10 protein-coding genes are annotated in these 13,559 nt (G+C 63.8%); 5 read left to right on the top strand and 5 right to left on the bottom strand.

What is annotated here, in order from left to right; translation table 11 throughout:
- Positions 1 to 3 precede the first annotated feature (3 nt).
- The 4 genes from H145_RS0114115 (at position 4) to H145_RS0114100 (ending at position 4,548) form a co-directional block, all read left to right on the top strand.
- Positions 4 to 597, top strand: coding sequence for a hypothetical protein (locus H145_RS0114115; RefSeq protein ID WP_019948810.1), 594 nt, complete (start codon positions 4 to 6; stop codon positions 595 to 597).
- 253 nt (positions 598 to 850) lie between these two features.
- Positions 851 to 2,779 (top strand): tetratricopeptide repeat-containing sensor histidine kinase, encoded by a 1,929-nt coding sequence (locus tag H145_RS0114110; protein WP_019948809.1) that lies wholly within the window; start codon positions 851 to 853, stop codon positions 2,777 to 2,779.
- A 248-nt stretch (positions 2,780 to 3,027) separates the two neighbouring features.
- A complete protein-coding gene (locus H145_RS0114105) occupies positions 3,028 to 3,807 on the top strand; it encodes an alpha/beta fold hydrolase (RefSeq protein ID WP_019948808.1) in 780 nt (259 codons plus the stop codon).
- 33 nt (positions 3,808 to 3,840) lie between these two features.
- The gene (locus H145_RS0114100; protein ID WP_019948807.1) at positions 3,841 to 4,548 is read left to right on the top strand and encodes an SAM-dependent methyltransferase; all 708 of its coding nucleotides are present in this window, start codon (positions 3,841 to 3,843) and stop codon (positions 4,546 to 4,548) included.
- A gap of 50 nt (positions 4,549 to 4,598) precedes the next feature.
- Here H145_RS0114100 and feoB read toward each other — a convergent pair whose 3' ends face one another.
- Together feoB and H145_RS0114090 are read right to left on the bottom strand one after the other, a co-directional pair.
- Entirely contained in the window at positions 4,599 to 6,785 is a 2,187-nt protein-coding gene (feoB, locus tag H145_RS0114095) for a ferrous iron transport protein B (protein ID WP_019948806.1), read from the bottom strand.
- Positions 6,786 to 6,795: 10 nt separating this feature from the next.
- Positions 6,796 to 7,062, bottom strand: coding sequence for a FeoA family protein (locus tag H145_RS0114090; protein WP_019948805.1), 267 nt, complete (start codon positions 7,060 to 7,062; stop codon positions 6,796 to 6,798).
- 256 nt (positions 7,063 to 7,318) lie between these two features.
- Here H145_RS0114090 and H145_RS0114085 point away from each other — a divergent pair, with 256 nt between their 5' ends.
- Entirely contained in the window at positions 7,319 to 8,179 is an 861-nt protein-coding gene (locus H145_RS0114085) for a carboxypeptidase-like regulatory domain-containing protein (RefSeq protein ID WP_169513196.1), read from the top strand.
- A 192-nt stretch (positions 8,180 to 8,371) separates the two neighbouring features.
- Here the strand turns inward: H145_RS0114085 and H145_RS22875 are convergent, their stop codons facing one another.
- From H145_RS22875 to H145_RS21375, 3 genes are all read right to left on the bottom strand, one after another.
- The gene (locus tag H145_RS22875) at positions 8,372 to 9,010 is read right to left on the bottom strand and encodes an OmpA family protein (protein WP_019948803.1); all 639 of its coding nucleotides are present in this window, start codon (positions 9,008 to 9,010) and stop codon (positions 8,372 to 8,374) included.
- An 82-nt stretch (positions 9,011 to 9,092) separates the two neighbouring features.
- The gene (locus H145_RS0114075; RefSeq protein WP_019948802.1) at positions 9,093 to 10,511 is read right to left on the bottom strand and encodes an alpha/beta hydrolase family protein; all 1,419 of its coding nucleotides are present in this window, start codon (positions 10,509 to 10,511) and stop codon (positions 9,093 to 9,095) included.
- A 55-nt stretch (positions 10,512 to 10,566) separates the two neighbouring features.
- Positions 10,567 to 13,422 carry a TonB-dependent receptor gene (locus H145_RS21375; protein WP_071595199.1) on the bottom strand — a complete coding sequence of 952 codons (2,856 nt, stop codon included), beginning with the start codon at positions 13,420 to 13,422 and terminating at the stop codon, positions 10,567 to 10,569.
- Positions 13,423 to 13,559 lie beyond the last annotated feature (137 nt).

Genomic DNA, 13,559 nt, shown 5'->3' with positions numbered 1-13,559 from the left:
CCAATGAAGCTTCTCGCCTTCCTGCGGCCGCTGCTGGAGGCGGCCGCCTTGGTGGCGGCCGTGGTGCTGGGGCTGCGGCTGATTACCGGCTTATTCAGCCGCAAAACCTACGTGTATCGGCTGCACTACGCGCGGCAGCTGCGGCTGCTGTTCTGGCCGCTGCTGTGCCTGGGCGTGGGTTTGCCGTTTCTGGGCGCCTTTTTTTATGCCGATGCGCTGGCCCCACACGAGTGGGCGCTGCTGCTGCTCATGGCGGTAGTGGTGCTGGGCTTTGCGGGCCCGGCGCTGCTGCTGCACCTGCAGTACGCGGCCCGCAACCTGCACACCGCCCTCGTGTTCGAGCCCAAGCAAAACCGGCTGGAAGTGTACGAGGGCGCTACCCGGATTCCGTTTGAAAAGCACGACCTGCTGCGCGTTGAGCGGGTAACCTGCCGCTCGCGCCGGGCTTTCTGGAACTCCTACGACTACCTGCGCCTGCACCTGCGCGATGGCCAGACGGTTACGCTGACTTCGGTGCTGACTGATTTAGGGCCACTGACGGAATTTTTGCGCAGCACCCCGCTCGAAAAACGGCAGGTCTGGGCCTGCTGGCTCTAGCCGCTCAGGCGCCTCAATGGTTGCGGGTCGCCCTTACAGTTCTGCTTACAGTGTTGGCGGATGTTACGGGCAATATCCGGGCGGCTGACGGGCCAACCTGGTGCCACCCTGTTGCGTTAGCGGGGGCAGCGCAACAACCCGCTAACCCGCGCGTTGATTGACAGTTGCAAAAGGCTATATTTAGCCGTCATCAGCGCCGCACCGGCGCCGGGTCGCGCCAGCGCCAGCAAGTCTTTTCTATTATCCGTTGCCGATGCGGTGCCTTCTGCTCGTTGCCTTGCTGCTCAGCAGCCTGTGGGGACAGGCGGCTTCGGTGCGCGAGCTGCGGCAGCAGCTGCAGACCCAGCCCGCCGACACCGGCCGCGTACGGCTCCTGAACGAGCTGTGCTACCGGCTGCACGACAACCACCCCACCCAGGCGCTGCACTACGGCGAGCAATCGGTAACGCTGGCCCGCGAAATAACCGACCGGCCCGGCCTGATGCGCGGGCTGCTGGCGCTGGCCAGCTGCTACGCCAACCTCGCCGACGGCCCCCACGCGCTGGAACTGCAGCAGGAAGCCCTGCTGCTGGCCCGGCAGCTACGCTCCAACGATGGGCTGGTGCGCAGCTTCACGGGCATGGGCAGCGTGTACCACGAGCGCAACGACACCTCGGCCGCCCTGCGCAACTACCGCCGGGCCCTCAAGTACGCCTACGAGCCCGACGTGCGGGTAAGCTCGCAGCTCGTGCTGTTCGGCAACCTCGGCAACCTGTATTTTACGATGCGCTACCGCTCGCGGGGGATGCTTTTTACCCGCCGGGCCCTGGCGCTGGCCCGCCGCCACGGCGACCGGGCCGGCGAATCGCTCTACCTGGCCAATCTGGGCACCTATTATCTGCAGATGAAGCGCCTGAACACGGCCGAAGGGCTGCTGCGCAAAGCCGTGAGTTTGCTGGAGCCGCTGCCCGGCCAGCGCTTCGAGGCCGGCCACCTGGAGCTGCTGGCCACGGTGCTGGTGCTCAATAACGAGCTGGATGAGGCCGAGGAGCTTACCCAACGGGCCCTGACCCTGGCCCGCAGCCTCGACTACCAGGAGCGCGTGCTCGATGCGTATAGTCTGCTGGCCGATATCAGCGCCGCCCGCCACGACTACGAGCCGGCCTACGAGTGGCAAATGCGCTTTCGCAGCCTCAACGACAGCCTCAACAGCCGCTCGCGCCTGCAAACGCTGATGGCCCTGCAAACCCGCTACGAAACGGCCGACAAGGAGCGCATAATTCAGCAGCTCACTGACCGCGAAAATGTGATGCAGCAGCGCAACCGCGCCCAGGTGGGGGCCATTGTGGCGCTGCTGCTGGGGCTGGGCGCCGTGGGGCTGCTCTACAGCAAGCTGCGCCGCAGCCGCGCCGCGCTGGCGTCCAACAACCAGACGCTGGAAAAGACTTCGGCCGAGCTGCGCCAGGTAGCCGCCTCCAAAGACCGCCTCTACGCCATTGTGGCCCACGACCTGCGCGGCCCCGTCACGTCGTTTGCCAGCGTTACCGAGCTGATTGATTTCTACCTGCGCCAGGGCGACGAGGCTGGCCTACGCCGGCTGCCCGAGCTGGTGCGCCAATCGGCCCAGCAGCTCAACCACCTGCTCGACAACCTACTCAGCTGGGCCGTCAGCCAGACCGGCGAGCTGGCCTTCCGGCCCCACGCGCTGGCCGTGGCGGAGTTGTTCGAAGGCACGCACCGCCTGTACGCCAACGCGTTGGAAGCCAAGCAGCTTAGCCTGCACCTCGCTGTCGAGCCGGGGCTCACGCTGTGGGCCGATGCGCACATGACCCAGACGATTCTGCGCAATCTGGTGGGCAACGCGCTCAAGTTCACACCCGCGAGCGGCGAAATCTGGCTGGTCGCCGCGGCCGGTGCCCCCGGCCAGGTAGAGCTGCGCGTGGAGGACACGGGGCCCGGCATGCCGCCCGAGCAGGTGGCCGCCCTCCAACACACCGAGGCCCTGACTCCGCCCCTGCAGGGCCCGCGCTCGGGCACCGGTCTGGGGCTGCAGCTGTGCCGGGCCTTCGCCAGTCGGCAGGCCGGCTCGCTGCGCATCGAAAGCACCGTTGGCCAGGGCACTACGGTGCACATTACGCTGCCGGCGGCCCCGGCGGCCCCGGCGGCCCCGGCGGCCCCGGCGGATGAGGAGGTGAAGGGGTGATGGAGGTGATGGGGGGAGGAGGTGAGGAGGTAACGGGGTGAGAGGAACTGTCATTCTGAGCAAAGCGAAGAATCTCGCGTGCCAAAGTAATTTCTGACGACAGAGTTACCATTGCACGCGAGATTCTTCGACTTCGCCTCCGGCTTCGCTCAGAATGACAGTTCTTCTCCCCCATCACCGCCCATCACCTTATCCCCCCATCACCTCCATCACCTCATCCCCAACCCATTTCGCTATTTTTGCGGCCTATGCTGCAACTTCACTACCGCGAACTGGGGCAGGGCACCCCGCTGGTTGTCCTGCACGGACTGTTTGGCACCCTTGATAACTGGCAGACGCTGGGCCGGCGCTGGGCCGAGGCCGGCCACCGGGTTATTTCGGTCGATTTACGCAACCACGGCCGCTCGCCCCACTCGCCCGACCACACCTACCCGGCCATGGCCGCCGACGTGCTGGGCCTGTTCGACCAGCTCGGCCTGGGGCCCGATACCACGCTGCTCGGCCACAGCATGGGCGGCAAGGTAGCCATGCGCTTCGCCCTCGATTACCCGGCGCGGCTGGCCAGGCTGATTGTGGTGGACATTGCGCCCCGCGCCTCCGATATGCGCCATCAGGATGAGATTCTGGCCGGCCTGAACTCGGTTGATTTCACGCAATGCACCAGCCGCCAGGCCGCCGACGACGCGTTGGCCCGCCACATCGCCAGCTTCGGCGTGCGGCAGTTCCTGCTCAAAAACCTGTACCGCCAGGACGATAACTCGTTTGCCTGGCGCGTCAATCTGCCCGTGCTCACGGCCGAAATGGCCCACATCGGCGCCGAAATAACGGCCGCGCAGCCCTTCCTCAAGCCGGCCCTGTTCATCAACGGTGGCACTTCCGACTACATCGACGCCAACGACAAGCTGCACGGTATTCCGGCCCTGTTCCCCAACTCCCAGGTCGCCACCGTGCTCGACGCCGGCCACTGGGTGCACTCCGAAAAACCCGACGAGGTATTCGGGCTGGTGCAGACGTTTATGGCGCAATAAGCGCGCTATTGTTCCTCTTCTGATTTTCCCGCTATGCCCGGTACGCTCTATCTGATTCCGACCATTCTGGCCGACGACACGGAGGCGCAGACGCTGCCGCCGCAGGTAGCGACGCAGGTAGCGGCGCTGTCGTGTTTTCTGGTGGAAAACGCCCGCACTGCCCGGCGCTTCATCAAGCGGGTGGCGCCGGCGCAGGTTATCGAGCAGCTGCAAATCAGCGTGATTGACAAGGATAGCACCGAGGCCCAGGTGCAGATGGCGCTGCAGCCCGTGCTGCAGGGGCAGGATGCGGGCGTCATTTCGGAGGCTGGCTGCCCCGGCATTGCCGACCCCGGCGCCGAGCTGGCCCGGCGGGCCCACCAGCTGGGCATCCGGGTGGTGCCGCTGGTGGGGCCCAGCAGCCTGCTGCTGGGCCTGATGGCGTCGGGCCTGAATGGGCAGAGCTTCACGTTTCACGGCTACCTGCCCATTGAGCGCGCCCCACGGTTGGCGGCGCTCAAGAAGCTGGAGCAGCAGGCCCTGCAGCTGCACCAGACCCAGCTGTTCATCGAAACGCCCTACCGCAACCTGCCCCTGCTCGACGACCTGCTGAGCGCCCTGCACCCCGGCACCCGCCTCTGCGTGGCCGCCAGCCTCACGGCCCCCAACGAGTTCATCGTCACCGATACCGTAGCCGGCTGGAAAAAGCGCCCCCGGCCCGATATTCACAAGCAGCCGGCGGTGTTTTTGGTGGGGCAGTAAGGCGTTTGTCATTCTTCGCTTCGCTCTGAATGACAAATTCCCTAACCAGCTCAGCTCATCAAACTGTACACCAGCCAGGAGGCCACGTAGGCCAGGCCGGTCATGTACACGAGCTGGAGCATGGGCCATTTCCAGCCCTTGGTTTCGCGGTAGGTGGCGGCCAGCGTGCTCATGCACTGCATGGCGAATACGTAGAATACCAGCAGCGAAAACGAGCGGGCCGGCGTGAAGAAGGGCTGGCCGTAGATGTCCTTTTCGGCGGCCAGCTTCTGCTGCACCGTCAGTTCGTTGGCATCCTGGCCCACGCTGTAAATCGTGCTCATCGTGCCTACAAATACCTCGCGGGCAGCGAAGGAGGTTATCAGCGAAATACCGATTTTCCAGTCGAAGCCCAGCGGGCGGATAACCGGCTCCAGCACGTGGCCGAAGACGCCGGCGTAGGAGTTTTCGAGCCGTTCGGAGGCGACGTGGGCCTCGGTTTCGGCGGGCGTGAGGCGCTGGGCAGCGGCGGTAGCGCGCGACTGGGCTTCGACCTGCTCCAGGCGGCCGGGCGGGCCATAAGTGGCGAGCACCCACAGGATGATGGAAATGGCCAGAATCACCTTACCGGCCTGAAAAACGAAGGTTTTTACCTTCTCCACGATGGTGATGCCCACGTTTTTCCAGCGCGGCCAGCGGTACACCGGAAACTCCATAATAAAGTAGCTCCGCTCACTGCTGCGCATGAGCAGCTTCATGGCCCAGGCCGAGAAAATAGCCGCGAAAAAGCCCAGCAGATACAGCCCCATTAATGCAAAGCCGCGCAGATTGAATATGCCCAGCACGGTTTCGTCGGGCACCACCAGCCCGATGAGCACGGTGTAGACCGGAATGCGGGCCGAGCACGACATGAGCGGCGTGACGAAGATGGTGATGAGCCGGTCTTTGCGGTTTTCGATGGTGCGGGCGCTCATGATGGCCGGCACGGCGCAGGCCACACCCGAAATCAGGGGCACAATGCTCTTGCCGTTCAGCCCGAAGCGCCGCATAATCCGGTCCATCATGAACGTGACGCGGGCCATGTAGCCGGTTTCCTCCAGCACCGCAATAAAGGCGAAGAGCAGGGCAATCTGCGGAATGAAAATCAGCACGCCGCCCAAGCCCGCCAGCACGCCCTCGGTCAGCAAACTGATCAGCGGACCGTCGAAATTAGTTTGAATGAGGCTGTTAATCCAGGCCACGCCCTGGTCAATCAGCTCCATGGGGTAGCTGGCCCAGGCGAATACGGCCTGGAACATCAGGAACAGAATGCCGAAGAAGATGGCATAGCCCCACACCCGATGCGTGAGCACCTTGTCGAGGCGGTTGCTGTAGGGCTCGTTCTGCTCGGTGCGCGTCACGGTCACGCAATTCAGCAGAATCTCGTTGACGCGGGTATAACGGTCAATCGTTTCCTGGGCCTGGCGGGCGGTGGGCTGAAAGTCGTACTGCGTCGTCAGCTCCTCGATGTAGGCGCGGTCGTCGGCGCTCAAAAAGGCCAGGTGGCGGTACTGGTGGGCGTAGTGCAGCGCCAGGTAATCGTTGTGCAGGTTGAAGTAGTAGCGAATCTGCCGCACCATGGGCAGCAGCTCCTCCTCGGGCTCGTAGAAGCGCATGGTGGGCGCGCCGAGCGTCTGGCTCATCAGAATTTTGAGGGCCGCAATGCCCACGCCCTTGCGGGCGTTCAGCGGCACCACGGGCACGCCCAGCTCGGCTTGCAGCGCGTCCACGTCAATCTGAACGCCGTGCTGGCCGGCCGTATCGAGCATGTTCAGGGCCAGGATGGCGGGCAGGCCCAGATCGGCCAGCTGCGTGAACAGCAGCAGGTTGCGGCGCAGGTTGCTGGCGTCCACCGTCACCACCACAAAATCGGGGTACTGCGGGCTGGCGCGGTCGTAGAACAGGCTGGTAATCACCTTCTCGTCGAGGCTCTTGGGGTAGAGCGAGTAGGTGCCCGGCAGGTCGATGATTTCGGCCCGCAACTGGGGCGTGAGCTGGCTGATGCCGGTTTTGCGGTCGACGGTAACGCCGGGGAAGTTGCCCACCTTCTGGTTGAGGCCGGTGAGCTGGTTGAACAGGGAAGACTTGCCCGAGTTGGGGTTGCCCACCAGCGCAATGCGGGCCAGCAAACCGCCCGCCCGAACGGCGGCCGCTTCCAGGCGCGCCGTCGAGCCGGCCACGCCGGCCGGGTCCGTGATAATATCTTCCCCGCTCGTCATTCAGCTTTCTTTATTTCAGCAGAATAGTTGCCGCCTCGCTTACCCTGAGCGACAACGTGTAGTCGCCCTGCTCGCCCACTACCAGCGTAATGGGGCAGCCCAGCGGGGCGCGGCTGTTGAGGCGTACCTGGGTGCCGGGAATGCAGCCCATTTCGAGCAGCTTGAGGGCCATTTCGGGGTCTTCGAGGCAGCAAATGGTGGCCGATTCGCCCAGCTTGAGGTCTTTCACGCTGCGGCGCGCGGGAGTGGCAGGGGCGAGGACGGAACGGTTGGGCACGGCAGGGAGCTATTTAGATTCTCTTCAAACAAAGATACTACCCTTTTAGGTTTCGGCCAAAAACGCCCGCCCGGCCCCGGCAGGGAAAGTGCCCGGGTAAGTAGCTGACCTATAATTATTCCCAAGTGAAATTGCATTAGTATAAATATTCTTGGAAGTATTGCGTGAGATGCCTATTTTCATTGTAGTTTTGGCATATAACCTATTCTGTTTACCCATGCTCCAACGTTTACTTGCCCTGTTGTGCCTCTTTTTGGTGCTTCCCCTGCTTGGTTTTTCCCAGGAGGCTAAAATTACCGGCCGCATCGTGGATGACGCCAGTAAGGAGCCGATTCCGTTTGCCTCTATCGGTCTGAAAGAGGAGCAAACCGGCGCCCTGACCAACGAATACGGCTTCTTTCAGATGGCCATGCCCCAGAAAAACCCCCAGGACTCGCTGGTGGTCGTAGCACTGGGCTACCGCCGCAAGTCGGTGCTCATCAAGCCCGGCCAGAAGGTGCAGGATATGATTATCGAGGTGAACAAGCTGGCCGTGAAGCTGGAAAACGTGAACGTGGTCAGCAGCGCCAAAATCAAGAACCTGGGCCTGGGCTCGCGCTCCAACACGCCCGGCGAGGGCATGATTCAGGGCATGCCGGGCAGCCAGTACGCTTTCTTCGTGAAGAACGAGAAGGGCAAAACCCTCGGCAACGTGCGCACCGTATCGTTCTACATCGGCGAAAACGGTTTCCCCCGCGAGCCGTTCCGGGTACGCCTTTACAAGGCCGACGGCAACTACAACTCGCCCAACACCGACCTGCTGACCGAGAACATCGTGGTATCGGCCCCGAAAGGCGGCGAGTGGTACACCATCGACCTGACCGAGTATAATATTGAGGCGCCCAAGGAAGGCTTCTTCGTGGCGATGGAGTGGATTGTGAGCGGCGACAACTTCTACACTGTCAACTTCATGGACAACTACACGCCCTACGGCCAGATTCTGAAGCCCACCTTCGAGTACAAGGAGGCCCTGACCTGGAACTACACCATGGGTCGCGGCTGGAGCCTCATCACGCTGGCCAACGACGGCAAGCGCTACAACGCCATGATCCGCGCCGAAGTCGACCAGATCAAATAGGACCACGGATTAGCCCGGATTTTTTCGGATTTCACGGATTTTGTAGACGGCTCAAAATAGCAAAAGCCACCCCAATCGGGGTGGCTTTTGCTATTAGGTTTAAGTGGAGGCAGGACGTTGGAGGATTGAGACCTTCGACCTTCCGTCTACAAAATCCGTGAAATCCGAAAAAATCCGGGCTAATCCGTGGTCCTATTTGAGCACGGCAATTTCTACGCGGCGGTTTTGCTGGCGGCCGGCGGCGGTGGCGTTGGAGGCAACGGGGGCGGTTTCGCCCATGGGCTCCAGGCTCACGTTGGCGGCCTTCATCATGCCGTTGGTAGTCAGCCACTCTTTTACGGCGGCGGCGCGCTCCTTGCTCAGCTGCAGGTTGTAGTCCTTGTCGCCGCGCGAGTCGGCGAAGCCCAGCACGCGCACCTGCTTGCCCTGGTAGCGGCGGCCGATGGAGGAGCTGATCTGCGACAGGGCACGGGTGGCGGTGGGCTTGATAACGGCCTTGTCGGTGTCGAAAAGGATGTTCTCCTCGATGCCGTACAGGTTCAGGCGGTCGTTTTCACGCACCTTCACCTCGGGCAGGTCGATTTCCTCCAGCTTGGCGTCGCGCAGATCGGCGTCGTTCACCGTGAAGGCTTCACCCATCTCGTCTACGGCGTTGCCGGCGGCAGCGGCGCCTTCTTTGGCGAGGCCCTCGGCCGTCTGCCCGTCGCGGAATACAACGGCCGTATCGGCCGTGGCTTCGGCGGCCTGGTCTTTTTCAGATGGGTTCTTAAGGTCGGAGCAGGAGGCCAGCAGCGCAACGGCGGCCAAGGCTGGGAGGAAAATCTTTTTCATGGGGAAAAGAAAGAAGGGAGAGAAAGGAATTTGGTTTTTTTGCTTTACGGCCGGGCGGGCTGTTGCGTTCGGCCCGCCCTCATCAGGGCTTGCCGCTGATATTGCCCTCCATCACCCACGAGCGGATGATCTCCTGGGCCTCGGGCGAAAACGTGGGCCGCTGCGCCCCGTTCACCACGGTCCAGGTGCTGGCCGGGCCCTGCAGCAGGTGGTTTACCTCGGGCAGTTTGCGGCTGGTTACGGTGCGGTTGGCTTTGAGGGCTTTGGTGAGCAGCGGCAGGTTGCTGTCGGGGTTCACGCTCAGGTCGGCGGTGCCGGCCAGCAGCAGCACCGGGCACTTCACGTTTTCGAGGCCGGTTAGCGGGTTGAAGGCCAGGTAGTCGCGGTAGCGGCGGGTGGTAAGCTGGCTGGCGCTGGCCCGGGCCGTCAGCGAGTCCATGCCGGCGTTGCTCTGGCGCAGCATGTTGGCCACGATGGCGCGCGCCTGGCCGGGGTTGGGCGTCTGCTGAATCACATCGACCATGGCCTGCTCGCGCTTGGTCAGCGCCGCCAGCTGGGCATCGTCGGCGCCCATCGAGCGCAGCAGGTTTACCTGCTGCTCCACCGTCAGCCGGGCGCCCGACTGGCCGTGGGCGGCCAGGGCCACCACAAACGACGGCGGCATAGGCTGAGCAGCGGCCAGCAGCGCCGCGTTGCCGCCCAGCCCGTGCCCGATTACGCCCAGGCGGCTCAGGTCGACTTCAGGGCGGGTACGCAGGTAGCTCAGGGCGGCCTGCACGTCGGTTACGGTTTCCGAAACCGTGGCCAGCTGCCCGCCGGTTACGCCGGCCCCGCGGGCATCGAAGCGCAGCACGGCCATGCCGCGGCGGGTCAGGTAGTCGCCCAGAATGAACAGGAGCGGGTAGTTGTCAACGGCCCCTTCGCGGTCGTACACGCCCTGATCGGGCACCAGCACCACCGTCGGGAACGGGCCCTGGCCGGGCGGCACGCTCAGCAGGCCGCCAAAGCGCAGCTCGGCCGCCGGGTTCACGTACTGCACTTCCTCTTCGCGGTAGGGCGGCGTGAGGCGGGCCTTGGGCGCGGCGCTGATGGGCGGGGCCGAGTACGTCAGCGTCATGGGCACCGAGTAGCCGGGCTGCTGCCAGGTGCCGGTTACCTGCTTGCCGTCGGCCGTAAGCTGGCCGCTGAACTGGCTGCCCACGTCTTCGGCCTCGAAGCGCACCGAGTCGCCGGTGGCCGTTACGGCCACGGGCAGGCGGCTGATGCGCTGCTTGGGCACGTCGAGGGTGGCAAAGTAGGCCCCGTTGGTCAGGCTGACGAGCCGGAAAACTACCTCCAGCTCGCCGCCGGGCACTTTCAGCTGGCCCTTCCAGAAGCCGTCGAGGCCGGAGCCGGCCGCCCGGGCCGCCGGGGCCAGCAGCGTGAGCAAGGTGAGTAACAGTAGCAGCACCCGCCCGCCCCCGAAGGGACGGGCCGGCCGCAGATGGCGGGTATCGCTCATAGCAAAAAGGATGAGGTAAGAGCGGAGAAAAACAAGCCCCGGTTTCGCCGGCAGGCTATTTAACACCCAGCGTGTAGCTGGCCTTCAGGTAGAAGTAGCGCCCGGTGAGGGGCATCTGCTGCGACTGGTAGGGGAAGATGTCGTAGTCAGACGGCAGGTCGAGCGGCCGGCCGTAGGTCTGCTGGTAGTAGCGGCCGTATTCCTCCAGCGAGGCAAAGCCATCGGGGGCGTGGCCCTGGCGCGCGGCCTTGCTGACATTATCGGGGTAGATGTTGAACAGGTTGCTGACGCCGGCCGTGAGCTGCACGCCCTTGGCGGGCCGGTAGCTGGCCGTCAGGTCGGTGCTGGTTTTGCCGTGGAAGCTCATGTACACGCTGCCTTCGGGCAGAGCGCCAAAGTTGTAATCGTAGGTTTCCACCTTCCCGAAGTAGAAGTTGCGCATCAGCACGCTGAACTTGCCCAGCTCGTAGCCAGTGCTCAGAATCAGCTTTTCGCGCGGGTTGCCGGTTTTCAGCAGCGAGAGTTGGCGCTGGTCGATGTAGTCGTTGCCGGGCTGGTCGTCGTTCTGCAAGCTCCGGAACTGGGCCGGTACGCGCAGCTGCTTGATGGTGGTGCGGTTGATGTTGGCCGCCAGCGCCACATTGAACGAGCCCCGGCCCAGCGGACGGCGGTAGGTAGCCACGAAATCGAGGCCGCGGGTGCGGGTGTCGGCGGCGTTGGTGAAGAACTGCGCCTCGTCGGCGTTGGCGTTCAGCAGGGCCTGGTTGAAGGCCGTCCGGGTGCCGGTGCTGTCTTCGCCAAACAGGCCCGAGAGCAGGATGCGGTTGTCGATGTCAATCTGGTAGGCATCGAGCGTGATGGTCAGGTCGGGCGCGGGCGTGAACACGAGGCCGGCGCTGACGTTGCGCGACTTCTCGGGCCGCAGCCGGCCAATGCCGGCCGCCTCGGCCACGGGACTCTGGTTGTTGAAAATGCCGCTGTACTTCGGGCCCGAGCTGGTAGGCAGCAGCGTAATCTGGCGGTAGAGCACCTGCTGCAGGGCCGGCGCCCGGAAACCGGTGTTGTAGCCGGCCCGCACGGCCAGCGCCTTGCCCAGCTTGAGCCGCGAAGCCGCCTTGTAGGTGAAGGCCGAACCAAACGAACTGTAGTTTTCGAAGCGCAGGGCGCCCTCTACGGTCCAGCTCTTGGTCACGTCGGCCTCCACGTCGACGAAGGCGCCCACGTTGCGGCGCGAGCCGCTGATGACGGCACTCGGGTCGAAGCCGATAAAGCCCTGGGCGCCGGCCGAGGCCTCGTCCTTGCCCTGGCCATAGTCAAAGTACGAACCCTTTTCGCCGGCCAGAATGGCGTAGTTGTCGTTGCGCAGCTCGCCGCCGAAGGCCACGTTGGTGCCCGCCAGCGCCTTCGGAAACAGGCGCGTCATGGTGGCGTTGGTCACGTTCTGGATAAAGCGCAGACCGCCCGCCTTAAATTCGGTGGGCGAGTTGGCACCCAGCGTGCTGTTGAGCGTTTTGCTTACATCGTAGCGCATCTGGTTGGCGCCCAGCACGTGGCTCAGGTCGAGCTTCCAGGCTCCCAGCCCGATTTCCAGCCCGGCCACCGCCGAGCCGTCGTTGATGCGGGTGTTGATGCTGGGCTGGTAGCCGTTGGGGAAGATTTCGTCCACAATGTCGGCCTCGGCCGAGGCGGGCAGCACCCAGGGCGCGGCGGCCTTGCCCCGCCGGAAGTTGTAGCTGCCAAACGAGTACAGCCGCACCCGCTCCGACAGCGGCACGCCCAGGTTGTAGAGGCCGCGGGCGTTGGTTACCTGCGCGTCGCCGTTTTTCTGCTCGAAGTCGTCGTAGGTTTTGCCGTTGGCCGCCAGGGCCTTGCGCTCCTCCTCGGCATCGTAGGAGTACACCGGCCACGAATTGATGTCGCGGCGGTAGTCGCGGGTCGAGGAGCCGCGGTAGCCGGCGTCGGCCGTGAAGTTGAGGAAGCCTTTTTCACCCAGCTTCAGGCCGCGGTTGAGGCTGAGCAGGCCCGTCAGACCGTCGCCGGCGCTGGTCAGGCCGGTGCTCAGCAGCGCGCCGCCGCCGCGGTTGTCGTCCTTCAGGTTGATGTTGATTACGCCCGCAATGGCATCGGAGCCGTACTGGGCCGCCGCACCGTCGCGCAGCACTTCCACCCGGTCGATGCCGCTGGTGCTGAGCGCGTTCAAATCGTAGCCCACGCTGCCCACGCCGCGGCTGCCGAGCAGGTTGATGAGGGCCGTGGTGTGGCGGCGCTTGCCGTTCACCAGCACCAGGGCCTGGTCGGGGGCGAGGCCGCGCAGGCTGATGGGGTCCACGTGGTCGGCGCCGTCGGCCGAGGTCTGGCGGGTCGAGTTAAACGAGGGCACCACCTGGTGCAGCAGCTGGCTCAGGTCGGTCTGGGGTACCAGCGGCAGCAATTCGCGCATGTCCACCACGTCTACCGGGGCAATGGATTCGGCCAGCGTCCGGTCGGTGCGGCGGGTACCTACGGCCACGGTAGCCGGGCTGAGCACGTTGTTGAACTGGCTGGTTTTGCCGCCTTCCAGAAACACGTTGGTCAGCAGCTGGGTGCGGTAGCCTTCCTGGCTGATCTGCACGGCGTAGGGGCCGCCCACGAGCATGGTGTTGATGCTGAAGCGGCCCTGCTCATCGGTGCGGGCCGTGCGCCGCACGCCGGTCGGGATATGGATGGCCGTAATACTGACGTTGGCCAGATTGAGCTGCTTGTCGGAGCTAACCACACCGGAGATGCCCGCTGTAGCGCTGTTGCCTTCATCGGCCGCAGTCAGGCTGGGCGCATCGGCGGCAGCGGGCTGGTCGGCTGTCTGGGCTGCAGCGGCAGTAGCAAGCGCGCAACACCCTGCCACAAGCAGGGAGTGGGTAAAAGTTGAGGCCATACGGTATAATGGGGAATAGGTTTCCCTTTGCGGGATTTTTCGTCAAATATAGAATACCCTATCTTAATTTATCCTATTTTAAGACTAAATATATTAGCCCTTCGTCAGAACCCTAAAAAACCCCGGTCAAAAGCATT

This window comes from Hymenobacter aerophilus DSM 13606 (genome assembly GCF_000382225.1).
Classification (GTDB): domain Bacteria; phylum Bacteroidota; class Bacteroidia; order Cytophagales; family Hymenobacteraceae; genus Hymenobacter; species Hymenobacter aerophilus.
Note: the sequence above shows the minus strand (reverse complement) of the source record. Positions and strands in the feature narration are given on the sequence as shown.